The organism is Gimibacter soli (assembly GCF_028463845.1).
In the GTDB taxonomy this organism is placed as follows: domain Bacteria; phylum Pseudomonadota; class Alphaproteobacteria; order Sphingomonadales; family Kordiimonadaceae; genus Gimibacter; species Gimibacter soli.
This window is the reverse complement of sequence record NZ_CP116805.1, coordinates 1,754,884-1,779,489: the sequence shown is the minus strand read 5'-3', so window position 1 is coordinate 1,779,489 and position 24,606 is coordinate 1,754,884. Positions and strand designations below refer to the sequence as shown.

23 protein-coding genes and 1 riboswitch are annotated in these 24,606 nt (G+C 61.0%); of the genes, 8 read left to right on the top strand and 15 right to left on the bottom strand.

Going from position 1 to position 24,606, the window contains the following annotated elements; translation table 11 throughout:
- Positions 1-300: 300 nt before the first annotated feature.
- The 7 genes from thiC to PH603_RS08290 form a co-directional block, all read right to left on the bottom strand.
- Positions 301-2,127: a phosphomethylpyrimidine synthase ThiC gene (thiC, locus tag PH603_RS08320; protein WP_289505617.1), complete on the bottom strand. Its 1,827-nt coding sequence runs from the start codon at positions 2,125-2,127 to the stop codon at positions 301-303.
- Positions 2,123-2,259, bottom strand: a riboswitch (TPP riboswitch). (Overlaps the previous gene by 5 nt.)
- A 63-nt stretch (positions 2,260-2,322) precedes the next feature.
- On the bottom strand, positions 2,323-2,808 hold the full coding sequence (locus PH603_RS08315; RefSeq protein ID WP_289505616.1) for a GNAT family N-acetyltransferase: 486 nt from the start codon (positions 2,806-2,808) through the stop codon (positions 2,323-2,325).
- Positions 2,809-2,936: 128 nt separating this feature from the next.
- Positions 2,937-3,377 carry a DUF8479 domain-containing protein gene (locus PH603_RS08310; RefSeq protein ID WP_289505615.1) on the bottom strand — a complete coding sequence of 147 codons (441 nt, stop codon included), beginning with the start codon at positions 3,375-3,377 and terminating at the stop codon, positions 2,937-2,939.
- Between the two features lie 128 nt (positions 3,378-3,505).
- A complete protein-coding gene (rpsD, locus tag PH603_RS08305; protein WP_289505614.1) occupies positions 3,506-4,117 on the bottom strand; it encodes a 30S ribosomal protein S4 in 612 nt (203 codons plus the stop codon).
- 237 nt (positions 4,118-4,354) lie between these two features.
- Positions 4,355-5,086, bottom strand: coding sequence for a PEPxxWA-CTERM sorting domain-containing protein (locus PH603_RS08300; protein WP_289505613.1), 732 nt, complete (start codon positions 5,084-5,086; stop codon positions 4,355-4,357).
- 157 nt (positions 5,087-5,243) lie between these two features.
- On the bottom strand, positions 5,244-6,125 hold the full coding sequence (locus tag PH603_RS08295) for an NAD(P)-dependent oxidoreductase (protein WP_289505612.1): 882 nt from the start codon (positions 6,123-6,125) through the stop codon (positions 5,244-5,246).
- Positions 6,126-6,257: 132 nt separating this feature from the next.
- Positions 6,258-6,431, bottom strand: coding sequence for a hypothetical protein (locus PH603_RS08290; RefSeq protein WP_289505611.1), 174 nt, complete (start codon positions 6,429-6,431; stop codon positions 6,258-6,260).
- Positions 6,432-6,638: 207 nt separating this feature from the next.
- Between PH603_RS08290 and PH603_RS08285 the strand changes: the two genes are divergently transcribed.
- The 8 genes from PH603_RS08285 (at position 6,639) to PH603_RS08250 (ending at position 15,701) form a co-directional block, all read left to right on the top strand.
- On the top strand, positions 6,639-9,080 hold the full coding sequence (locus PH603_RS08285) for a penicillin acylase family protein (protein ID WP_289505610.1): 2,442 nt from the start codon (positions 6,639-6,641) through the stop codon (positions 9,078-9,080).
- 125 nt (positions 9,081-9,205) lie between these two features.
- Positions 9,206-10,096 (top strand): flagellar motor protein MotB, encoded by an 891-nt coding sequence (locus PH603_RS08280; RefSeq protein WP_289505609.1) that lies wholly within the window; start codon positions 9,206-9,208, stop codon positions 10,094-10,096.
- Between the two features lie 74 nt (positions 10,097-10,170).
- Positions 10,171-10,890 (top strand): arginyltransferase, encoded by a 720-nt coding sequence (locus PH603_RS08275; protein ID WP_289505608.1) that lies wholly within the window; start codon positions 10,171-10,173, stop codon positions 10,888-10,890.
- Between the two features lie 112 nt (positions 10,891-11,002).
- Complete coding sequence (locus PH603_RS08270) at positions 11,003-12,190, top strand: TRAP transporter substrate-binding protein (RefSeq protein WP_289505607.1); 1,188 nt, start codon at positions 11,003-11,005, stop codon at positions 12,188-12,190.
- A 1-nt stretch (position 12,191) separates the two neighbouring features.
- Positions 12,192-12,698 (top strand): TRAP transporter small permease subunit, encoded by a 507-nt coding sequence (locus PH603_RS08265; RefSeq protein WP_289505606.1) that lies wholly within the window; start codon positions 12,192-12,194, stop codon positions 12,696-12,698.
- Complete coding sequence (locus tag PH603_RS08260) at positions 12,698-14,284, top strand: TRAP transporter large permease (protein ID WP_289505605.1); 1,587 nt, start codon at positions 12,698-12,700, stop codon at positions 14,282-14,284. The genes PH603_RS08265 and PH603_RS08260 overlap by 1 nt, the downstream gene beginning before the upstream one ends.
- A 103-nt stretch (positions 14,285-14,387) precedes the next feature.
- Positions 14,388-14,774 (top strand): VOC family protein, encoded by a 387-nt coding sequence (locus PH603_RS08255; protein WP_289505604.1) that lies wholly within the window; start codon positions 14,388-14,390, stop codon positions 14,772-14,774.
- A gap of 51 nt (positions 14,775-14,825) precedes the next feature.
- Positions 14,826-15,701, top strand: coding sequence for a phytanoyl-CoA dioxygenase family protein (locus PH603_RS08250; protein WP_289505603.1), 876 nt, complete (start codon positions 14,826-14,828; stop codon positions 15,699-15,701).
- 3 nt (positions 15,702-15,704) lie between these two features.
- On the opposite strand, the gene parC is transcribed toward PH603_RS08250, so the two are convergent.
- The 8 genes from parC to PH603_RS08210 all read right to left on the bottom strand — a co-directional run bounded on the left by parC (position 15,705) and on the right by PH603_RS08210 (position 24,555).
- Positions 15,705-17,954 carry a DNA topoisomerase IV subunit A gene (parC, locus tag PH603_RS08245; RefSeq protein ID WP_289505602.1) on the bottom strand — a complete coding sequence of 750 codons (2,250 nt, stop codon included), beginning with the start codon at positions 17,952-17,954 and terminating at the stop codon, positions 15,705-15,707.
- Positions 17,955-18,014: 60 nt separating this feature from the next.
- Positions 18,015-18,764 (bottom strand): DNA repair protein RecO, encoded by a 750-nt coding sequence (recO, locus tag PH603_RS08240; RefSeq protein WP_289505601.1) that lies wholly within the window; start codon positions 18,762-18,764, stop codon positions 18,015-18,017.
- A gap of 13 nt (positions 18,765-18,777) precedes the next feature.
- Positions 18,778-19,692 carry a GTPase Era gene (gene era, locus PH603_RS08235; protein ID WP_289505600.1) on the bottom strand — a complete coding sequence of 305 codons (915 nt, stop codon included), beginning with the start codon at positions 19,690-19,692 and terminating at the stop codon, positions 18,778-18,780.
- On the bottom strand, positions 19,689-20,354 hold the full coding sequence (gene rnc, locus PH603_RS08230; protein WP_289505599.1) for a ribonuclease III: 666 nt from the start codon (positions 20,352-20,354) through the stop codon (positions 19,689-19,691). Before rnc ends, era begins: the two co-directional genes overlap by 4 nt.
- Position 20,355: 1 nt before the next feature.
- Positions 20,356-21,117 carry a pyridoxine 5'-phosphate synthase gene (locus tag PH603_RS08225; RefSeq protein WP_289505598.1) on the bottom strand — a complete coding sequence of 254 codons (762 nt, stop codon included), beginning with the start codon at positions 21,115-21,117 and terminating at the stop codon, positions 20,356-20,358.
- Positions 21,098-21,730: a DUF2062 domain-containing protein gene (locus PH603_RS08220; RefSeq protein WP_289505597.1), complete on the bottom strand. Its 633-nt coding sequence runs from the start codon at positions 21,728-21,730 to the stop codon at positions 21,098-21,100. The genes PH603_RS08225 and PH603_RS08220 overlap by 20 nt, the downstream gene beginning before the upstream one ends.
- A 4-nt stretch (positions 21,731-21,734) precedes the next feature.
- The gene (gene pyrE / locus PH603_RS08215) at positions 21,735-22,319 is read right to left on the bottom strand and encodes an orotate phosphoribosyltransferase (RefSeq protein WP_289505596.1); all 585 of its coding nucleotides are present in this window, start codon (positions 22,317-22,319) and stop codon (positions 21,735-21,737) included.
- Between the two features lie 97 nt (positions 22,320-22,416).
- Complete coding sequence (locus tag PH603_RS08210) at positions 22,417-24,555, bottom strand: RelA/SpoT family protein (RefSeq protein WP_289505595.1); 2,139 nt, start codon at positions 24,553-24,555, stop codon at positions 22,417-22,419.
- Positions 24,556-24,606: the final 51 nt, after the last annotated feature.

The following is a 24,606-nucleotide window of genomic DNA, read 5'->3' as shown; positions in this document are numbered from 1 at the left end:
GACGCTCAAAGGAAAGCGCTTTCTGTGTCTCACCCACCGGCAGTGCGAAAAGCACCACCAGCAGCATAAGGAAGCCAGGCGGGGCGATAGGCGGGCGCAGGCTGCGGCTGGCATCCCGGTAACTATGTCCCCAAAGGCCTCGTCGCCGACCGGTGGATAAGGGAGGTTCGGGCTTTAAAAGCAGAAGGCGGCACCAAGGCCGCCTTCTCTATTCTTCCGTCACCCCGGACCCGATCCGGGGTCCACGATTGATGCCAGCGCCGCTGGATGCTGGGTCGGGCCCGGCATGACGGTGATGTTTTATTCAGCCGCGCCCTTCTCGAGATAAATCTCGGAGCCGAGCGATTTGAACTCTTCCGATTTCTCGGCCATGCCCTTTTCGGCTTCGAGCGTGGCGGCATAGTCGCGCACGTCCTGCGTGATTTTCATCGAGCAGAATTTGGGGCCGCACATGCTGCAGAAGTGGGCCACCTTGTGGGCCTCTTTCGGCAGGGTCTGGTCGTGGAAATCGCGGGCGGTTTCGGGGTCCAGCGACAGGTTGAACTGGTCCTGCCAGCGGAACTCGAACCGGGCGCGGGAAAGCGCATCATCGCGCGCCTGGGCGGCCGGGTGCCCCTTGGCAAGGTCAGCGGCGTGGGCGGCGAGCTTGTAGGTCACCACACCCACCTTCACGTCATCTCGGTTCGGCAGGCCAAGGTGTTCCTTCGGCGTCACGTAGCAAAGCATGGCGGTGCCGAACCAGCCGATCATCGCCGCACCAATCGCCGAGGTGATATGGTCATAGCCCGGCGCGATATCGGTGGTGAGCGGCCCGAGCGTGTAGAAGGGTGCCTCGTGGCAATGCTTCAGCTGCTCGTCCATGTTTTCCTTGATCTTGTGCATCGGCACGTGGCCGGGGCCTTCGATCATCACCTGCACATCATGCTTCCAGGCGATCTTGGTGAGTTCACCCAGCGTACGCAGTTCCGCGAACTGGGCTTCATCATTAGCGTCGGCGATGCTGCCGGGGCGCAGGCCGTCGCCAAGGCTGAAGGCCACGTCATACGCCTTCATGATTTCGCAGATTTCCTCGAACCGCTCGTAGAGGAAGCTTTCCTTGTGGTGGGCGAGGCACCATTTGGCCATGATCGAGCCACCGCGCGACACGATGCCGGTCACGCGTTTGGCGGTCATCGGCACATATGGCAGGCGCACACCGGCGTGGATGGTGAAGTAATCCACACCCTGTTCGGCCTGTTCAATGAGCGTGTCGCGGAAGACTTCCCACGTCAGGTCCTCGGCGATGCCGTTCACCTTCTCGAGCGCCTGATAGATCGGCACGGTGCCAATCGGCACGGGCGAATTGCGGAGAATCCATTCGCGGGTATTGTGGATGTTGCGACCGGTGGAAAGATCCATCACCGTGTCGCCGCCCCAACGGGTCGCCCACACCATCTTGTCCACTTCCTCGGCAATCGAGCTTGAGACGGCCGAGTTGCCGATGTTGGCGTTGATCTTCACGAGGAAGTTCCGGCCGATGATCATCGGCTCCGATTCCGGGTGGTTGATATTGTTGGGGATGATGGCGCGGCCAGCGGCGATCTCGTCGCGCACGAACTCGGCAGTGATATAATCCGGGATCACCGCGCCCATCGGGTCGCCCGAGCGCTTCAGCGCTTCAGCGCAGCGCTGGCGGCCAAGGTTTTCGCGCACGGCTACATATTCCATCTCGGGCGTGATGATGCCCTTCTTAGCATAATGCATCTGGCTGACATTGGCACCGGCCTTGGCCTTGAGCGGACGGTTTTTCACCGGGAATTCCGGGGCCAGATACTGGGCTTCGACGTTGCCGTTGTCTTCGGGCTTCACTTCGCGGCCGTCATATTCCTCGACATCACCGCGCGCCATGATCCAGTCACGGCGGAAAGCCGGCAGGCCTTCATAGATATCGATCTTCGCGGTCTCGTCGGTGTAGGGGCCCGAGGTATCGTAAACGGTGACAGGTTCCTCGTTCGCCGACGGGTGCAGCGCGATCTCGCGCATGCCGACGCGGACGCTGTCGTCCCTCAGGCTTTTCACATAGATCTTGCGCGAGCCCTCGATGGGGCCGGTCGTTACATTGAAATCGGTCTTGGCGGTATCAGGCATTTGTGTGCTCCGTTCCCTACGCTGGTTTCACCCAGATCAGGTTCTAAGGGTCTCCCCGGACCGCCTCATTACGGCACGGAAACTCTCAGCCCATCGGCCACAGGTGCGTGGCGGGCTCCCCTCGGACAAGGTCAGTAATGTGCGCCGCTATAGCCGTCCGTTCAAGGACAAACAAGGGCGAAAGGTGGGTGGCTGTTATAAGCTCTTGCGGAACTGATATTCCGTGGTGTTGGAAACATCGTGCAGGTCGCGCGTTTCAGGCAGGCGGGCATATCCTTCGCGCTCGTAAAAGCGGTGGGCGCGCTCGAACCTTGTGTCGGACCAGCATTCGGCGGTCACCCCGCCCCGGCCCTTGATACGGTTCTCGACAAGCTGGATCAGCGCCTGTGCAATGCCACTGCCGCGCAAGGCGGCATCCACATAAAGACGGCGGATTTCGAATACTTCGTGGCCAAGGGGGACATAGCCCACACTCGCCACAACCTTGCCTTGCTCCTCAACGACGAAGCCTTCGCCGTCCTTGGCCCGCAGGTAGGTCTCCCAGGCAAGAAGGTCAGTATCGAGGTCTTCGAGATCGATGTGGCAGCCCGGATATTCGCTGAAACAGCCATCGACAAGCTTGATAAGCCCGTCCGCATCCGAATCCTTCACCGGCCTGACATGCAATTCGTTCAAGGTCACGCGCTGCCCCTTTGCCTTCCTGACTGCCCCATTCATTGCAATCTTTCAGGCCGCAATCAACGGGTTAAAAAGAGCTTCGCCAAAAAGTGGCCGTCGTGATGCGATTATTGCTGACGGGGACCCGTCTGCTAAAATCCGCAATCCGCCTTGTCGATAGCAACCTCGCTCAGGCGAACAGCATCAGCACTCATATGGATGTATATGTATTCGACGCCTTTCTTGACGGACGGCGCCATCGTCGGACTCTCGCAAACATAGGCAGTGAGCTGCTTTTGCATTGTTGCACTGAACGTCGGCAAATCCACATCTGAACCATTCACCGAAACCGTATAATGGTAGACGAACGAATTTCCCGCAGATACGACGCTTTGCAAAGTTGTCTGGTCGTCCACTTTCATCGGAAGCTGTTTCCGCAACTCCGCCGCTGCTTCTGCAACTTGCACTTCCAAGTCCGGATTATTGCTATCTTCGAAAAGTTTGTTGACGATAAAACTGCCTGCAATGGCGCCTATTGTCGCTGCCACCGCCGCAATCGGAGCATACTTCCGGCTCTCTCGTTTCTCTGTCATAAAATACCGCTCAAACGCTTCAAAAATACCACTTTAAGTAATAGTGCAATGGCTCGCTTGTCCAGAATAAACAAAAGGGCCGCGCCTTGCGGCGCAGCCCTTTGAAAGCCTGCTCGATTACCCGCGGATTAACGCGAGTAGAATTCGACCACGAGGTTCGGTTCCATGATGACCGGGTACGGCACTTCGTCAAGCGTCGGAACGCGAACGAAGGTTGCCTTGTGGCCTTCTACAGCCACATATTCCGGCACTTCACGCTCGGCGCTCTGAGTCGCCTGGACAACCGGCTGGATCTCGCGGCTGCGCTGACGGATCTCGACAACGTCACCCGGCTTGATCATGGCCGACGGTACGTTGCAGCGGCGGCCGTTCACGAGAACGTGGCCGTGGCTGACGAACTGACGGGCGGTGAAGACGGTCGGTACGAACTTGGCTCGGTACACGACGGCGTCGAGACGCGATTCGAGAATACCAACGAGGTTCTCACCGGTATCGCCCTTGCGGCGCGAAGCTTCGTCGTAATAACGACGGAACTGCTTCTCGGTGATGTTGCCGTAGTAGCCTTTCAGCTTCTGCTTGGCGCGCAGCTGAATGCCGAAGTCCGAAAGCTTGCCTTTGCGGCGCTGGCCATGCTGGCCCGGACCATATTCGCGAGCGTTAACCGGGGACTTGGCGCGGCCCCAGATATTCTCGCCCATACGGCGGTCAATTTTATATTTCGCTTGAATACGTTTCGACATGCGAATCGCTCCTTAAGTTATTGCGCCACGGACGCTGTGAAAGCCCCGAAAACAGCCGGTTTGCTGACACGTATATTGTCCGTGCGGACAGGGACACCATTGCCCTGACCATTCGTTAACGGGCGGGAGATAGTGGGTTTGGGGGTGAGAGTCAACGGAAAAGCGCGGAAACCGTTGGAAACGGCCTTATGTCAGGCCTCGTTACCGGGGCCTGACGACGCTATGGAATGAGGAAGACTATATTGCTGCCTTGACCAGACGACGACCCCGCCGACGGGCAGCGGCGCCGGCAGCACCGAATCCACCCAGCATCATGAGCCAGGTCGATGGCTCGGGCACCGCAGAAGTGACGCTGACAAGGCGAACGCCGTAGAACCAGTTGCGCTCGGGGTTGCCCGGATTGTCACCCAAGGCAAATTCGCCGTCCGTGAAGTGATAGTCGTACTCGTTGATGCTGTTGAAGGCATAAAGCTCTTCAAGCGCCGGCTCATCAAATGTCTCGCCGGACGAGTTGGCTGCCTCAAGATTGATATTGAAGCCATGGACAAGGGACATCGTGTCCGTCACGTCCCACATCCTTACCCTCACGAAATCGGTGGTTTCGTTGAAGCCGTCCGGAATACCGCTAAACACGGTGACACTGTTCAGCGCACCATCAAGGCTACTGGACAGGAAAGTCTTGTCCCCGATCGTCACCGAGAACGAGTCATAAAAGTATACCGCGCTCTTTTGGTTCTCATTCACATTATAGCTATAGGGAGCGGCATCCATATCGATGCGAAGCGTTGCTGTGACGACATTCTCGAAAAAGTTGCTGCCGCCGTTTTCAGCAACTGACAGTCCGAAAAGCCCGGCATCGGAATCCCTGAAATGGGCACTACCTGAAAATTCAAAAACCGTAACAGCAGCTGACGCGCTGGCCGTGAGACCGACAGAAATCAAAGCTGCCGAAAGAATGCGACGAACCATCAAATAACCCCCGATTGTGAACAAACCCGATCATCAAATAACCGAGGGTAGTATGATCGCAGCTATCGGAGGTTATCAAGTTATAGTTTTACGAAAATTCAATGAAGCCAGCCGCATGCTAACATACAACGCCGAGGCCAGAAATTCGTGAACGGCATCAGCCCCGGAACCGCCGGATGAGGCTGGATGTATCCTGCCGCTTGCCGCCCATAGCCTGCACGTCGCCGTAGAACTGGTCGACAAGGGCAGTGACAGGCAGGCTGATGCCAAGGCGCTTGGCTTCCTCGAGCACGATGCCGAGGTCCTTGCGCATCCAGTCGACCGCGAAGCCGAAGTCGAACTTGCCGTCGATCATGGTGGGGGCGCGGTTTTCCATCTGCCAGCTCTGCGCTGCCCCTTTGGAAATCACATCCACAACCGCCTTGGCGTCAAGCCCGGCAGACATGGCAAGGTGCAGCGCTTCCGAAAGCCCCTGCACGATTCCGGCGATGCAAACCTGATTGACCATTTTGGCAAGCTGCCCGGCGCCACTATCGCCCAGAAGGCGACACATGCGGGCATAGGCCGCCATCACGGGCTCGGCCTTTGCATAGGCCGCCGCGTCGCCGCCGCACATGATGGTGAGCACGCCGTTTTCAGCGCCCGCCTGCCCGCCCGAAACTGGCGCATCGATGAAACCAAGGCCGCGCTTTTCGGCCTCTGCCGCCATGCGGCGGGCGAGATCGGCCGATGCCGTGGTGTGATCCACGAACACGGCACCCTTCTTCATGGCGTCAAAGGCACCCTCGGGGCCGGTGCAAACCTCTTCGACATCCTTGTCGGCGCCCACACAGGCGAAAACGATATCGGCGTCCGCTGCCGCACCTGCAGGGGTGGGGGCTGCGAACAGTTCGCCGGAGGCATCTTCGTAGGCTTCAAGCCAGCGTTCCGCCTTCTCGCCCGTGCGGTTATAGACGGTGACATCATGGCCCGCGCGCGCCAGATGGCCCGCCATCGGATACCCCATCACACCAAGGCCCAGAAATGCGACTTTTGCCATCGTTCCCCCCTGTCAAAACTATCGGTTGGTGCCGAGTTATAGAAGGCAGGCGGGCAGGTGCGAAACAGAAAATTCTTGTGGCGGGAAAAAGAAAACCCGCCGGTCAGGGCGGGCTTTCTATTCGGTCAGCAGTCAGACTTTCACGTCCACCTGCGTGCCGGCACCTTCTATCACCGGCGAAGGACTGCTGGCCTGCGAGGCCTGAGCCTGGATCTTCTTCGTGTTTTCCGCCATGTCTTGTGCGACAGACAGTTTCACATTGTTGCTGATTGCCGCAACGGCGGCTTGCTGTACTGCATTACTCATCAGATCCTCCAAACAACCCGATTTCTTCAGGGTGAGCCAATCTTAGGGCCAAGCCATGACGAAGGCCTTAAGGAACGGGTAAAATTTTAACCGCCGGATGCGCGCCACACATGCTGGACGAGCCGGTCTAAAAATGCCAATGATGCCAACCATGAAAAGGCGCGCAGCGGGGAGCCGGCGCCACAATGGTTCAGGGAGACTGGGGATATGCGTTTTGTCGGTAAACTCGCACTGGTGATCGGGGCGCTTGTCGTTGCCACACTGGCCATCGGCTATGGCTGGCTGCGGTCGAGCCTGCCGCAAACCGAAGGCGAACTCAGCCTCGCCGGCCTCAAGGGCGAAATCACCATCGCTCGCGACGCGCACGGAGTGCCGCATATCAGCGCCAGCGGCCGCAACGACCTCGCCTTCGGGCTCGGCTTCGTGCACGCGCAGGATCGTCTGTGGCAGATGGACATGAACCGCCGCATCGGGCGCGGGCGGCTGTCGGAAGCGGTGGGGGCTGACGGCCTCGGCATCGATAAATATATGCGCACGCTCGGCTTTGGCGTGAAATCCGAAATCGCTTACGAGCGCCTGCCGGACGATGCCAAGGCCGCCTTGCAGGCCTATGCCGCCGGCGTGAACGCCTTCCTCGCCACCCGCACCGGTGCCCTGCCGCCGGAATTCCTGCTGACGGGCGTGGAGCCTGAGCCCTGGACACCTTCCGACACGCTCGTCTGGATGAAGCTGATGTGGCTCGATCTCTCGGGCAACATGAGCTACGAGATTGCCCGCGCCCGCGCGCTCTCCAAACTCACGCCTGATCAGCTTGCAACACTTTATCCTTCTTACCCCGGCGACAGCGAACCCGCTTACCCCGACCTTGCCGCCATTTACGGTCAGGCAGGCCTGACGGAACTTGCGGCTGTGGTCGGCCCCGAGCCACAAATCGCGCTTGGCTCCAACAACTGGGTGGTATCGGGCGAGATGACCAAATCGGGCAAGCCGATGCTGGCGAACGACCCGCACCTCGGCCTCACCACGCCGTCGATCTGGTATCTGGTGCGCCTGCATGACAATACGACCGACAGCAATCTTGTGGGCGTCAGCTTCCCCGGTGCGCCGTCGATCGTGCTCGGCCGCAACGACCGCATCGCGTGGGGTTTCACGAACACCGCGCCCGACATTCAGGACCTTTTCATCGAAAAGCTGACCGAAGACGGCAAAGGCTATCTGACGCCCGAAGGTGTGGCCGAGTTCAAGGTCCGCCCTGAAGTGATCAAGGTGAAAGGCGGCGATGACGTGGCGCTGAATGTGCGTGAATCCCGCCATGGCCCTGTCCTTTCCGACGTCTCGAAAGACGCCGAAGGCATCCTGAAGGACGGCTATGTTGTCGCCCTGCAATGGACAGCCCTGATGGACGAAGACCGCGCTGTTGTTGCCATGATGAACCTTGGCGACGCCAAAAACTTCGAGGACTTCAAGGCTGCCGGGCTCGATTATGCCGGGCCGGAGCAGAACATGATCTATGCCGATGTGGACGGCAACATCGGCTATTACGCCCCGGCGCTCGTGCCGATCCGCAGCGGCGGCAACGGCATCAATGGCCGCCTGCCCTCGCCCGGCTGGGTTGATACATACGACTGGAACGGCTTCATCCCTTATGGCGAGCTGCCGACCCGCTACAATCCCGAAGGCGGGGTTATCGCCACCGCGAACGAGAAGATCGTCGATGGCGACTATCCCTATTTCATCACGCGGGACTGGTCGCTGCCCTATCGTGGCAACCGTATCCGTCATCTGCTGGATGAAAAGGCGCCGCACGATGTGGACAGCTTCGCGGCCATCCACAGCGACATCGTCTCGGACCTCGCCCGTGATATCCAGCCGTGGCTGATCGCCAGCCTGAAGGATGACACGGCGGCGAAAAAGCTGCTGGCTGACTGGGACGGCGCCATGACCGTCGATTCCGCCGCTGCCCTTCTCTTCGAGACCTTCCTCAATCACTATCAGCCCATGCTGATCGCCGATGAACTGGATGACATTGCCGACAAATACCGCCGCCAGAAGCCCGAGCTTCTGAAAAGCTCGCTTTACTGGACGGCGGTGGCAGCAGGTGCCGACCCCAGGGACGACGCCTATTACGCCCTGCCCGCGCTCGATCAAGCAGCATCGCTTGCATGGTGCGATAATGTGACGACGACAGACACGGCAGAAACCTGCGCCGACCTTGCCACCACGGCACTCGCCGACGCTGTGGCAGAACTTACCACTGAATACGGCGCCGACATGAAAGCCTGGCGCTGGGGTACTGCCCACCGGCTCGAGCAAACCCACCGCCCCCTGAGCAACGTGCCGCAACTTGCCGGTATCTTTGCGCTGTCGGCAGAACAGACCGGCAGCCAGTATACGGTGAACGTGGCGGGCAACGGTAACGCCAAGGGCAAACACGGTTCCGACTTCGGCGCCAGCTACCGCGGCATTTTCGACCTCGCGGACCTCGACAACAGCCGTTTCGTGCAGCCAACCGGTCAGTCGGGCAATCCGCTTTCGCCCCACTATGGCGATCTTTTCGACCTGTGGCGGGAGACAAAATCCTTCACGATCCCGACCAAGGATGTGATCCCGGCGGGTGCGGATGTGCTGACACTGAAACCGGCGAAATAGCGCCCGCAGTAAATCGTTGAAATCGAGGCCGTTCTTGGCCAACATGAGAAGGCGCTGCCATCAGGGCGGCGCCTTTTTCGCATCCGGCGTAGGCAATTCCGGGCGCAAGTGCAGGAGCGACAGGCTTGGCGGACGACGACAAGAAGCCAATCATCAAGAAGGTGAAGAAGGTTGAAGGCGGCGGTGCCCATGGCGGCGCGTGGAAAGTTGCCTATGCCGACTTCGTGACCGCGATGATGGCTTTCTTCATGCTGCTGTGGCTCCTGAACGTGGCCCCGCCCGAAACGCTCGCGGGCCTTGCCGACTATTTCTCGCCAACCTCCGCTGCCGTCATCGGCAATACCGGTTCGGATTCGATCAATCCGCCCAGCGAAGACGCCGAGGGTATGAACCCCTCCCCGCTTGTCATCATCAGCGACCCCGGCAAGCCCCAGACCGGCCCGTCCGAGGGCAAGGAAAAGGGTGGCAAGGGTGACAGCAAGCTCGATGAACTGGCCGAGCGGATCAAGGATCAGGAAGACCTCGCCTTCGAGGACCTTCAGGAACAGCTTCGCCTCGCCATCCAGCAGTCGCCGCAGCTTTCCGAAATGTCCGATCAGGTGATCATGGAAATCACCGATGAAGGCATGAAAATCCAGCTTGTGGACAAGGACCGCCGCGCCATGTTCAAAAGCGGCACCGACGATCTTTACGGTTATGCCAAGGCGATGATTGCGGCGGTGGGTGATTCCGTCGCCACCCTGCCCAACCGGCTGACCATCGAAGGCCACACGGACGGCGGCGCTTTCTCTGGCCCGAACGGATCGACCAACTGGGAACTGAGCGCCGACCGCGCCAATGCCGCCCGCCGCGTGCTGGATGAAACCGGTGTGACGAACGACCGGATCGCCGAAGTGATCGGCAAGGCCTCCACCGACCCGATTTTCCCGGACAATCCCTTCAAGTCGGAAAACCGCCGGATCACCATTCTGGTGCTGCGCGAAGCCCCCGTGGTGCCGCCATCAGCCGGCAACTGAGGCCGGTTTTGCCTACTTTTCCTTAACATTCGTCGTGATATGATAAGGCCAGTTTCGACCGGCAGTGGAAAGCGATGACCGATCAGTCCTTGCAGTTTCCGAAATTCTTCGTCACGGCGCCCGCGCCGTGCCCCTATCTGTCGAACAAGGTCGAGCGCAAGGTTTTCACTGAACTGATCGGCCCTGAGGCCGGCGCGCTGAACGAAGCGCTTGGCCGCGTAGGCTTCCGCCGCAGCCAGTCGGTCGTGTACCGGCCAGCTTGCGAAAACTGTTCGGCCTGCGTTTCGGTACGTGTACGCGCCCTCGAACACAGCCCCGCCAAATCCGAACGCCGGACGGTGCGCCGCAATGCGGACCTCACCTCCGAAGTCTGCCCGCCGATCGTCACCGAAGAACAGTTCTCGCTTCTCTCAAGCTATCTGCAGGACCGCCACAGCGACGGTTCGATGGCCGGGATGGGCATGCCTGAATATATCGACATGGTGGAGACAAGCCCCGTCACCACCGTGCTGATCGAATATCGCCGCATGCTGGACCGCAAGCTGATGGCGGTGGCGCTGACGGACGAACTCTCCGACGGGCTGTCGATGGTCTACAGCTTCTTCGACACGGAAGACCCGGGCCGCAGCCTTGGCACCTATATCATCGCAGACCACATCGCCCGCGCCCGCACGGCAGGGCTGCCGTATGTCTATCTCGGCTACTGGGTCGAGGGCAGCGGCAAGATGGCTTACAAGCGGCGCTTCAAGCCGCTGGAGCGCCTTGGCACCGATGGCTGGAGCCTGATGCCCTGAATGCCTTGAAGGGCTTGCCGAGAGCGCCCCTCACCCTATACTGTCGTCTCGCGAATCGCGCCGCTCCGGGGAAGGGCGGCGCCTTGTTTATCGGAAGTATCGGGAGGGATGTGTGGCCGACAAGAAGTTTGACCGTGGAACAACGAGCGAAGCTCGGGAAAACGATCCTTCTCTCGACCGTCGTGCGCTCCTCAGGGGTGCCGGTCTTGTCGGCGCTGCTGCCCTCCTCACCGCCTGTGGCGGCAACAGTGATCAGGCCTGCGCGCCGGTGGACGGCGCCCCCGCGATCCTTTCCAAGAAACGCAGCCTCAAGATGGTTACCGCCTGGCCCAAGAATTTCCCGGGCCTTGGTACGGGCGCCGAGCGGCTGGCTCGCCGGATCGAGGCACTGTCGGATGGCCGTATCGGTGTGAAGCTTTATGCAGCGGGCGAGCTTGTCGGTGCGCTTGGCGGCTTCGATGCCGTGGCGCAGGGACAGGCGGATATGTATCACGCCGCCGAATATTACTGGCAGGGCAAATCCCCCGCCTTCAACTTCTTCGCTGCTGTGCCGATGGGCATGACCGGCAGCGAGATCAGCGCCTGGGTACGCTTTGGCGGCGGGCAGGAACTGTGGGACGAACTCGCCGCACCCTTCGGCGTCAAGGCCATGCTCGCCGGCAATTCCGGCGTGCAGATGGGCGGCTGGTTCCAGAAAGACATCAATTCGGTCGAGGATTTCCAGGGCCTGCGTATCCGCATGCCGGGCCTCGGCGGCGAAGTGATGCGCCGGCTGGGCGCCACGCCGATCACCAAACAGGGCGGCGAGATTTTCCAGGCGCTGAGCCAGGGCAATATCGACGCGACCGAATGGGTCGGCCCCTGGAACGACCTCGCCTTCGGTTTCCACACCATCGTGAAGAATTACTATTATCCCGGCATCCATGAGCCCGGCTCGGCGTTGTCGCTCGGCCTCAACAAGAAGCTCTGGGATGACCTCTCGGCGCAGGACCGCGCGATCATCGAAGCTTCGGCCGCCGCCGAGAACGACATCATGCTGGCCGAATTCAACGCCAATAACGCCCGCGCGCTGGATACCCTCATCCGCGAACATGGTGTGAAACTCAAACGCTTCAGCGACGAAATCCTCAAGCGCCTTGGCGAGCTTTCAACCGATGTGATCGCCGAAGTGGCCGCGACCGACGATATTTCCCGCCGCATTTTCGAAAGCTATGCCGCCTCCCGCAAGGATGGCATGCGCTGGGGCGAGATCGGCGAACGCGCCTTCGCCGAAGCCCGCGCCTTGAGCGCCGCCGAGTAGCATGCTCACGCGCCTTGCCTCGCTTCTCGACGGGTTTGCCGAAACCACCGGCAAGGTCCTCGGGCTTCTGCCGCTTATTCTGGTGCTCGTCCAGTTCGCGGTCGTCCTCAGTGTCTATATCTTCCGCCTTGGCTCCATCGAGCTGCAGGAAAGCCTGCAATATATCAACGCGCTGATGTTCCTGGGTGCTGCCGGCTACACGGCGCTTCATGACGAGCATGTACGGGTGGATATCTTCTACAGCCGCTTGGGGCCCCGCGGCAAAGCGATGGTCAATCTGTTTGGCACGCTCTTCATGCTCATCCCCTTCCTCATCCTTTTCTGGATGACGGCCCTGCCCTTCGTCGAGATGAGCTGGACGATCCGTGAGGCGAGTGTGGACGCCGGTGGCCTGCCGTTTGTCTATATCCTCAAGGCAACGCTCCTGCTCTTTGCCCTCACGCTTTCATTGCAGGCGACATCGATCCTCATCCGGTCTGCGCTCACCCTCAGGAAGGGAGCCGCCTGATGGACCCGCATATGATGCTGACGGCGGCGATGTTCGCCGGCCTTGTTGTCCTGATGATGGCCGGTTTCCCGGTGGCCTTCACGCTGGCCGGTACTGGCCTCCTGTTCGGTTTCATCGGCATGGAAATGGGCGTGCTGGACGCAGGTTTCATGGAGCTGCTGCCGAACCGTCTTTATTCAAACGTCATCCGCAACGAGCTACTTTTCGCCGTGCCGCTGTTCGTGCTGATGGGCGTGATGCTGGAACGCTCCAAGGTCGCTGAGGATCTTCTCGAAAGCATGGGCAAGCTCTTTGGCTCCATGCGCGGCGGGATCGGGCTTTCGGTCACGCTGGTGGGCGCGCTCCTTGCCGCATCCACCGGCATCGTGGGCGCCACGGTCGTCACCATGGGGCTCCTCAGCCTGCCGACCATGCTGAAGCGCGGCTATGATCCGGCGCTCGCGACCGGCGCGATTGCCGCTGCCGGCACGCTCGGCCAGATCATCCCGCCATCGATCGTGCTGATCCTGCTGGCGGACGTGATGTCGTCGGCATGGCAACAGGCACAGCTGACACAGGGCATTTTCTCGCCGACGCCCGTCAGCGCTGGCGAGATTTTTGCGGGCGCCCTTTTGCCGGGCCTCGTGCTGGTGCTGCTTTACATGCTCTATCAGGGTGCCGTGGCAATCCTGAAGCCGGAGGCAAGCCCCGCTGTGCCGCGCGAGGAAGGCACCGTGATCGACGCCGCTTTCCTGCTGCATACCCTTGGCGCCCTCCTGCCGCCCTTGCTGCTGATTGTGGCCGTACTCGGTGCGATCCTCGGCGGCATAGCGACCCCCACAGAGGCCGCCAGTGTGGGCGCCATCGGCGCCATCCTTCTGGGCGCCACGCGGGTCGGCGGCACCGGGCCGCGCCTCGTGATTGTGGCGGTCGCCAGCCTTGCAGTGCTTCTCGGCATTGCTGCAGGCTTTGACCTGCGCATGGCCCGCGCCGAGGTGCCGATGGCCGACACAGCGGCATTCTACGCCGCCATCGTACTCAGCATCGTCTTTGTTGCGACCGTCGGCCTTGCCATCCGCGCCACCTGGAAAAGCGGCGTCCTTGTGGATGTCAGCCGCGCCACGCTGCGCATTTCCACCATGGTCTATACGATCCTGATCGGCGCATCGCTTTTCTCGCTCGTCTTCCGCGGCCTTGGCGGCGACGAGGTGATTGAACACTGGCTGACGAACCTGCCCGGCGGCACCGCAGGCGCCATCATCCTTGTGATGGTCTTGATGTTCGTGCTCGGCTTCTTCCTCGATTTCATCGAAATCTGCTTCGTGGTGGTGCCGGTGGTGGCCCCCGCCCTTCTCGCCATGGACGGCGTGCACGGCCCCGTGTGGCTTGCTGTCCTCATGGCCATGAACCTGCAAACGAGCTTCCTGACCCCGCCCTTCGGCTTCGCGCTCTTCTACCTCAGAAGCGTGGTGCCCGATGAAGTGAAGACGTCAACCATGTACAAGGGCGTCATTCCTTTCATCATCATCCAGCTGGTGGCGCTGATCATCATCGCGCTCGACCCCGGCCTCGTGACATGGCTGCCGGATCTCCTTTTCAAGGGCTGAGACCTATACATTTCTGGTGGGTAGCCATACGGCAATGTAAATTGGGCAGGCCTTTTTGCTGGCCTAAGATTGCGCGGCCAACCCGAAATGAGCGGAGGAAATCATGATTGGCTATACGACAGTGGGTACTAACGATATCGATAAGGCAGCAGCCTTCTATGACGAGCTTCTGAGCCTTCTGGGCGCGAAACGCTCGTGGGACATGGACAGTTTCAAAGCCTGGGGCAACAGCGCATCCGGCCCCGGCTTCGGCATCGCCAAACCCTTCGACGGCAACAAGGCAACGGTTGGCAACGGCGTGATGATCGCCCTTTTCGCCCCCGACCGCGCCACGGTTGACAAGGTCTATGCCAAGGCCATCGAGCTTGGCGGCACCTGCGAAGGCAAGCCCGGCATCCGCGGCGGCGACACCAGCACTTTTTACGCCGGCTATTTCCGCGATCTGGACGGCAACAAGCTAAACTGCTTCAATATGGCATCGGCCGGCTGAGGCAACCTGCCCTCCCGTCGCCGTTCTGAACACCGTTGCGGGAGGGGAGCCATGCTGCGGGAAGCGACCGTATCTTACACCGAAGAAGCCCTGAAGCCGTGGCTGCAGGGCCGCAGCCTCGCCAGCTGGTTCGACCAGTATGACGAGGAAGGCTATGTGATTTTCCCGCATGTGATGCCCGCAGACGGCGTGGCACGCGTGCGGGAAGCCCTCGAGCCCTACATGCAGGGCAACAAGGCAGGACGCAACGATTTCGAAGGCCTGAAATCGAACCGCGTTTATGCGCTTCTCGCCAAATCGCCGGTCTTTGTGGAAATGGCCACCCATCCGCTGGCGCTGGCCTTTGCCGAGCATGACCTTGGCCGCTCGTGCCTCCTGTCCGCCTGCCTTGCCATCAAGCTGCATCCGGGCGAAACCGTGCAGCCCTGGCATTATGACGACAGCCATATCGACGCGCCGATGCCGCGCCCCACATACGGCACCTCCACCTTCTGGGCGATTGACGACACGACCGAAACGAACGGCGCGACCGAGATCATCCCCCGCAGTCACAAATGGGGCAGCGTGGAGATCGCCGGCGCCAACAAGCCCGAAAGCTTCTCCGACCGCCGCGTGCGTGACGTGAGCGATGACCCCGGCGCGCGGCCCGATGCCGTGAAAGCGGTGATGCCGTCGGGTTCCTTCATGGTCGCCAAGGGCACGCTCTGGCACCGGGGCGGCGCCAACCGGTCAGACGCGCCGCGCCTGATTGTCACCCCGCAATATGTGATCGGATGGGCCAGAACGCTAGAGAACATGAGCCTCGCCGTCCCGCACGAGCTGGCGAAAACCATGCCCGAGCGCGCACAGGAACTGCTCGGCTACTCCATCCATCCGCCCTTCATGGGCTATGTGGACGGCGTGCATCCGAAAAAGGTGCTGGGGTAGCCCTTACCTGAACTTGTTGTTCCGCGGGAAGCCCATCGGGGGCAGACGGCCGGTGTTGCCGCGTTTGCCCGACCATGGCTCGAGCGCGGTCTCTGTCCGCCAGCGGTCGGTCGAGCCGCCCATCGGCCAGGTAAGGCCTTCCTCACGCGCGAACAGCAGCAGGTCGGCCATGCCGCCATCCTTGTAACGCTGCAGGGTAACGCCCTGCCCGCGCGCCATGGTGGGGATTTCCGAAAGCTCGAACACCAAGAGTTTGCGGTTCTCGCCGATCACGGCGACGCTGTCACCGGTGACCGGCAGGCAGTGGGTCGCCACCGCCTTGTCGGGCAGGTTCAACAGCTGCTTGCCGCCCTTCTTCATGGCGATGGCATCGTCTGCTGCCGCGATGAAGCCCTTGCCGATGGAGGACGCGACCAGAAGCTGGCTACCCTGCACATAGGGGATCAGCGAAATGATCTCGTCGTTCGCATCCATATCCACCATCAGGCGCACCGGCTCGCCGTGGCCGCGCCCGCCGGGGAGCTTGTCAGCACCGAGCGTATACATTTTGCCGGCGGTGGAGAAGAGGAACAGCTTGTCGGTCGTTTGCGCATGGAAGCGGAACTTTTCCTCGTCCCCTTCCTTGTAGGTGATCACGTCCTCGGGCTTCATATGGCCCTTCATCGCCCTGATCCAGCCGCGCTTCGAGCAGACAACCGTGATCGGCTCTTTCTCGATCATGGCTTCGATCGGCACGATCTCGGCGGTCGGTGCCTCGCCAAAGCCGGTACGGCGCTTACCGAGCACGCTGTCCGGCCCGAATTTCTTCATGAGGGCGGCAAGGTCACCGCTCACGCGCGTCCATTGCCGCGCCGGGCTGGCGATCAGCTGTTCGAGACCGGCTTTCTCTTTCGTCAGGGCCTCGTGCTCGCCCTTGATTTCCATCTCTTCAAGTTTGCGCAGCGACCGCAGGCGCATGTTGAGGATGGCTTCGGCCTGATTTTCCGTCAGGTCGAAGGTTTTCATCAGGCATTCCTTGACCTCGTCTTCCTCGCGGATGATGCGGATCACCTCATCGAGGTTCAGGTAGGCCTTCAGGAAGCCATCAAGGATTTCGAGGCGCTTGTCGATCTTGTCGAGGCGGAACTTGCTCTTGCGGATCAGCACCTCGACCTGATGGTCGAGGAAGCTTTCGAGCATTTCCTTGAGGTTCAAAACGCGCGGGCGCTGGTCAAGCGCGATGACGTTCATATTAACGGCGAAGCGGATCTCAAGCTCGGTCAGCTTGAAAAGGCTTTCCATCAGGATTTCCGGTTCCACGCTGCGGTTGCGGGGCTCCAGCACCACGCGGATATCCTCGGACGATTCGTCGCGCACGTCATTCAGGATCGGCAGTTTCTTGTCGGCGATCAGTTCGGCGATGCGCTCGATCAGCTTCGACTTCTGCACCTGATAGGGGATCTCGGTGATGACGATCTGGTAAAGGCCGTGCTTCAGCTCTTCCTTTTCCCAGCGCGCCCGCACACGGATCGACCCGCGCCCGGTTTCATAGGTATTGAGAAGGCTTTCCGCCGGCTCCACGATCACACCGCCCGTCGGGAAATCCGGGGCGGGGATCAGCTTCACGAGGTCCGCGACCGTCACTTCCTTCGACTTGTCGCGGCGCGCTTCGATAAGGAGCTGCAGGCCTTCGATCAGTTCGCCCAGGTTGTGCGGCGGAATGTTCGTCGCCATGCCCACGGCGATACCGTTGGAGCCGTTGACCATAAGGTTCGGGAACATGCCGGGGAAGACGACCGGCTCGTGATCCTCGCCGTCATAGGTGGCGCGGTAATCGACGGCATCTTCATCAAGGCCGTCCATCAGCACGGCGGCGATTTCGGTCATCCGGGCTTCGGTGTAACGCATGGCGGCCGCGTTATCGCCGTCGATATTGCCGAAGTTCCCCTGCCCGTCGATGAGCGGCATGCGGACGGAGAAATCCTGCGCAAGGCGCACGAGCGCGTCATAAACCGACTGGTCGCCGTGCGGGTGATATTTACCGATCACGTCACCCACCACGCGGGCGCATTTCTTGTAGCCCGTGTTGGGGTCAAGCTTCAGCAGGCGCATGGCGTACAGGAGCCGGCGGTGAACCGGCTTCAGGCCGTCGCGCACATCAGGCAGCGACCGCGACATGATGGTGGACAGGGCATAGGCCAAGTAACGCTCGCTAAGGGCGTTGCCAAACGGGGCCTCGACGATATTTTCGGTGAATTCGGAATGCGTGCTCATGATCGCGACTATAACGATCCATCCGCACTTGGCTAGCCGGGAGTGACGCCCCGGCCAAAGTTATCCACGGGAAATTTCAGCCGATAGTGTGGCCGTGAAGCGCTCCCGCGCCGGGGGTTGCCCCTGCCCCTGCACGTCCCACACATTGCGGCCAAGGAAAAAGCCGGTAAGCGCCAAACCGTTGGCCACTTCCCGCAGCGATGGCCGGCCCGCCGCCGTATCGATCAGGAAGGGCGGCAGCACCAGAAGCCGCTCGGCATAAGGTGCCCCGGCAGACGCGCTGACAGCCCGGCCCGATTTCGGGGAAACATAGGTCAGATTGTCATTGTCACCGGTCGCGGCGCATTCGGAAAGGTCGAGCCCGTAGCCAAGATCGGCAAGTACGCCAAGCTCCAGCCGTACAAGGCCTTCCCCCCAGTGAACGAGCGCGGAAGCATCGTCTTCAAGCAGGTCGAGAAGGGCGACGAGCCCTTCATACACCCGCCCGTGCGGCTCACGCTCAGGCAGCGTGGCAGCAACAACGGCGACCATGGCGGAAAGGGCAGCGAGCCGGGCACCATCGCCCATCAGTACGCCGAGCGGATTATGCACGGGTTCTGCCGTGAAGCGGCCAAGGCCTTCCTCAAGGCGGGAATACCAGCTGACCTCGACACGGCTGCCGGGCTGCAGGTGGCCCTTCTGGCGGCGGCTCATACCTGCCTTCACAAAACCGCGGTGACGGCCATGGTCGGCGGTCAGCACTTCAAGCACGGCGTCATGCTCGCCGTGCCGGGCGAGCGAAAGGATGATGCCGCTGTCCTGCCAGTCCAACGATCAGGTCCGATCAGTCGACATAATCAAGGCCCATGTCCTTGTAAACGGTGCGGTCGTCGGCCCAGCGTTCGGTGACGCGCACATGCAGGAACAGGTGGACCTTGCGGCCGAAGTTTTCTTCCATGTCCTCGCGCGCCATCTGGCCCAGAAGCTTCAGCATCTGGCCGCCCTTGCCGATGACGATGCCTTTCTGGCTGTCGCGCTCCACATGGATGACCTGCGCGATACGCACGGAGCCATCCTTCTTTTCTTCCCACTGCTCGGTCTCGACCGTGGTGGCATAGGGAAGCTCGTCATGCAGGCGCAGATAGATCTTCTCGCGGGTGATTTCAGCGGCCAGAAGGCGCATCGTCACATCGGCGATCTGGTCTTCGGGGTACATATAGGGCCCGACGGGCGCGAGCGACGCCAGATGCTTCTTGAGGTCAGCCACACCCGAACCATTCATGGCCGAAATCATGAAGACATCGGTGAAAACGCCAGTTTCGTGCAGGTCCTGCGCCATGGCGAGGAGGCTGTCGCGCTTCACGAGGTCAATCTTGTTGAGCGCGAGGATAACCTTGCGCTTGGCGTCCTTCAGATTCTCGATGATGGCCTCAACCTCTTCGGTCACGCCTTTCTTGACATCGATCATCAGGACGACCTGTTCGGCATCATCCGCCCCCTTCCAGGCAGCGGAAACCATCGCGCGGTCCAGCCGGCGCTTCGGTGCGAAAATACCGGGGGTATCGAGGAAGACAAGCTGGGTGCGGCCTTCCATGCCGATGCCGGTGACCCGCGTACGGGTGGTTTGCACCTTGTGCGACACAATCGCCACCTTGGCGCCGACAAGCGCGTTCACAAGCGTCGATTTGCCGGCATTCGGGGCGCCGATCACCGCCACGAAGCCGCAGCGCTCGACGTCATCGTCCTGAATGTCAGTCATGCTGCGTCTCCATCAATGGTTTCCAGCAGGGCCTCTGCGGCTGACTGCTGGGCAATACGTTTCGAGGTGCCGCTCGCTTCCGCCGCACCCACGCCGTCGATTGAGGCGCGGATGGTGAAAACGGGGCTGTGGTCAGGGCCATCACAGCTCACCACTTCATAGGTCGGCAGCGGCAGGGAGCGCGCCTGCGCCCATTCCTGCAGCTGGGTCTTGTTGTCCTTCGCCGCACTCGGCACGCCGTCCAGAAGCGGCTTCCAGTGTTTGCGGATGAAGGCCTTGGCAGCGGGAAATCCGCCATCCAGATACAATGCCCCGATCACCGCTTCGGTGATATCGGCGCGGATCGCGGCCTTGTCGCGCGTGCCTTCCTGCTCGGCCCCCGGATTGAGCTTGATCAGCGGCACAAGGCCCAGCGTTTCGGCCATGTCCGCCAGCGTCTCGCGGCGCACGAGGCCGGTGAAGCGGCGGTTGATCTTGCCTTCGGCTTCGCCCGGAAACAGGTCCAGGAGCCATTCGGCGATCACAAGGCCCAAAACCCTGTCCCCCAGGAATTCGAGCCGCTGGTAATTGCTGCTGCCCGAAAGGGAGGGATGGGTCAGCGCTTCATCCAGCAGGCTGACCTTGGTGAAAGTGTATCCGGCGACTTTGCTGTGAAGGCTCATCTCAGCCCTCCGCACCATCGCGCGCGATATCCATCAGGCGGCGCATTTCAGCGATGGAGGCCGCAAGCCCCACAAAGATCGCCTCACCGATCAGGAAGTGGCCGATATTCAGCTCGCGGATTTCACGGATAGCCGCCACCGCACCGACCGTATCGTAAGCAAGGCCATGGCCCGCGTGAACCTCAAGCCCGAGGGCAGTGCCCATGCCGGCGGCCTTGGCGATCCGGGCCAGTTCGTGCTCGCGTGCAGCACCTTCATGCTCGCAGTAAGTGCCGGTGTGCAGTTCAACGACCGGCGCACCGATGCGGACCGATGCCTCGATCTGCGCTTCGTCCGGGTCGATGAACAGGCTGACACGGCAACCGGCAGCATTCAGGGCGTCCACATAGGGCACCAGCCGGTCATATTGGCCAACGATATCGAGCCCGCCTTCGGTGGTCAGTTCCTGCCGCTTTTCGGGCACCAGGCACACGGCATGCGGCTTGTGGCGCAGGGCGATGGCCAGCATCTCTTCCGTCGCCGCCATTTCGAGATTGAGCGGAACGGTCAGCTTTTCCATCAGTGCATCGATATCGCGGTCGGTGATATGGCGGCGATCTTCGCGCAGGTGCGCAGTGATGCCGTCAGCACCCGCCTCGACAGACAGAAGTGCCGCTCGCACCGGATCGGGCATCATGATGCCGCGTGCGTTCCGGATGGTGGCCACATGGTCGATATTGACACCCAGCCGGAGGGCACGGGAACTAGCTGTTGGTCTCGTCATACGTCGCTTTCGCCAGAATTTCGGATTGCCGCTCCATCGAGGCGACGGCGGCAGCCAGCCGTTCGCTCCGCGCCTTCAGGCGAAGGGCGCGGCGCGACCGATACTTTACCAGAAAGGTCTTGATGACGGCATAGAAGATGATCCACGCGATGATCGCCATCGGCAGGCCGCCGATGATCATCGGGAACAGCAACGAGAAAAGCGCCGCTGCATAATCGAGCGGCGCATCAAGGAACGCCCCCCAAGACCAGCTCGGCATCGGGATCAGGTTCGGATTGCCGCCAAGGATCGATGTGCCGATTTTCGCCGTCATGGCGAAGAAGATCGGGAAGGTCCAGGGGTTGCCGACTGCCGTGCCGATGGCGGCCGCCAGCAGATTGCCGCGTGTCGCCCATGCAAGCCCGAAGGCCAGCAGGAAATGGAAACCGAGGAAAGGCGTGAAGGAAACGGCCGCGCCCGAGGCAAAACCGGCGGCAATGCTGTGCGGCGTGCCGGGCAGCCGGGCCACCCGGTGCCAGATATATTTGGACGACCGGACAATACCTGTCCGGGGCCAGAAGAAGTCCGCAACCCTGCGCCAGAAGCTTTTCCTGGTGCGGCTTTTGAAGAGCATGACCTTACGCTTTCAGACCCCGACTGCCGGGTTTCACGGCGGGCACATCTTTCAGATGCGCGGGGATATTTTCTTCGCTGAACGTTGGCGCCTCGATTTCGACAAGGGCAGTGAGCGGTACACCGACATCGGCTTTCCCGCCGGACCGGTTGACGAGGCAACCCGCCGCCACAACCTTGCCGCCAAGGCTTTCGATGGTTTCGATACACTCACGCGACGAAAGACCGGTAGTGACCACATCTTCCATCATCAGGACCCGCGCACCGGCCGGAATCTCAAACCCGCGGCGCAGCGCAAAGCTGCCATCCACGCGCTCGGTGAAAATGCCGGGCACCCCCAGCTGGCGGGCCACTTCATAGCCGACGATCACACCGCCCATGGCGGGGCTGACGACCATGTCGACGTCCACGCCTGTGGCGCGGAACTTGTCAGCGAAGGCCTTGCACAGCCGGTCGGCACGCTTGGGGTCCATCAGGACGCGAGCGCACTGCAGATAGACGGTCGAATGAAGCCCGGACGACAGCTTGAAATGCCCTTCGAGAAGCGCACCTGCGTCACGGAATTCCTGCAATACGGTCTCGCGGTCCATCGCCTGGTCCTTTTTTTGTTGGTCTTTAAGTCCTTGCCACGGCGGATAGTCCCACACCCCCGTGGCGTCAAGTCAATTCGGCGCAGAAGCGCCGCAATCAGCCGCTTACGCGTTCCACATTGCTGATCACCCGGTTCACGCGCAGGGCGCGGACGATATCGGTCAGGTGCTTCACGTCGCGCACCTCGACATCCACGAGCATCGTATAGAATTCCGGGTCGCGTTCCGTCATCTGCAGGTTCGAGATATTGCCGCCCGCCTTCGCCACCATCGCGGTGATGTTGGCAAGTGCGCCCATCTCGTTCACGACCTCAAGCCGCAGCCGCCCCACATAGAAGGCGTCGTCGGCGCGGGAATCCTGCCACGCGAGATCAAGCCAGATGGCCGGGCGGTCATCATAAAGGTCAAGCTTGCGGCAATCGATCCGGTGGATTTCAACGCCCACGTCCGCGATGCGGATGCCGACGATGCGGTCACCGCGCACCGGATGGCAGCAATCGGCCAGATGCACGGCGGCGCCGTCACCCACGCCCTGGATCGGCATGGCGCCTGCGACCACATCCTCGACACCCTGATGCACCTTCGGCAGCCCTTCGGCGCGCGCATCCATCTGGAAGCCCGGGTACGCGGCCTTCAACACGTCTTCCTCGGAAAGCGTGCCCTGCCCCACCAGCGTGTACAGATCGTGGGCGTCTTCCACCTTCAGGACCTTGGCGGCTTCAGACAGCACCTTGTCGGAATAATCGAGACCGTGCCGGCGGAACGCCTTGGAGACAAGCGTGACACCCAGCTGCGAAAACTCGGCATCGCGCTGGTGGCGCATGTGCCGGCGGATCGCCGAACGCGCCTTGCCGGTCACCACGAAATTCTCCCAGCGCGGTGATGGCGTCTGCCCCTTGGAAGTCAGGATTTCAACCTGATCGCCGTTCTGCAGCTGGTGGCGCAGCGGCACCATGCGGCCGTTTACCTTGGCGCCCACGCAGCGGTCGCCTACCTGCGTGTGGACCGCATAGGCGAAATCGACGGGCGAGGCCCCGCGCGGCAGGGAAATCAGCTCCCCCTTCGGCGTGAAGCAGAAGACCGTCTCCTGATACATGGCAAGCTTGGTGTGCTCGAGGAATTCCTCGGGGTCCGACGCATGCTCGAGGATTTCAAGCAGCTCGCGCAGCCAGCGGAACTGCGAGCCCTCGACGCCATCTGCCGTCTGCTTGTATTGCCAGTGCGCGGCCACGCCGAGCTCGGCTTCTTCATGCATACGACGGGTGCGGATCTGGATTTCCAGCCGGCGCTTGTGCGGCCCGATCACCGTGGTGTGGAGCGAACGGTAATAGTTGCGCTTCGGGGTCGAGATATAATCCTTGAAGCGACCCGGGATCATGGCGAATTCCTGATGCACCACGCCAAGGGCGCGGTAGCAGGCATCCGTGTCGTTGACGATGACCCGGAAGGCCATCACGTCGGACAGTTCCTCGAAGCTGATGTTGCGGCGCTCCATCTTGCGCCAGATCGAATAGGGCCGTTTGATCCGGCCGGAGATATCGGCCTCGAGCCCGTTCTTGCGCATCAGGCCTTTGAGCGCTTCCGACATATCCATTTCAAGGGTCGGATTCTGCTCGATCAGATAATGAAGCCGCGCGGTGATCGACTGCATGGCTTCGGGATCAAGCTGCTGGAAAGCCAGATGCTCCAGCTCGTCCTTCATTTCATGCATGCCGATGCGTTCGGCGAGCGGCGCGTAAATCTCCAGCGTCTCGAGCGCGATGCGGCGGCGCTTCTCCTCCTTCTTGATGTAATGGAGGGTGCGCATATTGTGCAGCCGGTCGGCCAGCTTCACCAGAAGCACGCGAATGTCGTTCGACATGGCAAGAAGGAACTTGCGGAAGTTCTCGGCCTGCCGGACGCTTTCGGTTTGCAGTTCGATTTTCGAGAGCTTGGTCACCCCGTCGACCATCTCGCGGATCTTGGTGCCGAAAAGCTCCTCGATTTCCTCAAGCGTCGAAAGCGTATCCTCGACCACGTCATGCAGAAGGGCGGTCGCGATCGTATCGCCGTCCAGCTTCAGCGAGGTCAGGATGCCGGCCACTTCCAGGGGGTGCGAGAAATAGGGGTCGCCCGAGGCGCGCGTCTGGGTGCCGTGCGCCTTCATGGCAAACACATAGGCGCGGTTCAGCAAGGTCTCGTCCGCGTCCGGATCATAGGCCTTCACCGTTTCCACAAGCTCGAACTGACGAATCACGCCACTATTTCCAATCAATCAAGAAATCGGGCAGCCACGCATGTCTGCGTG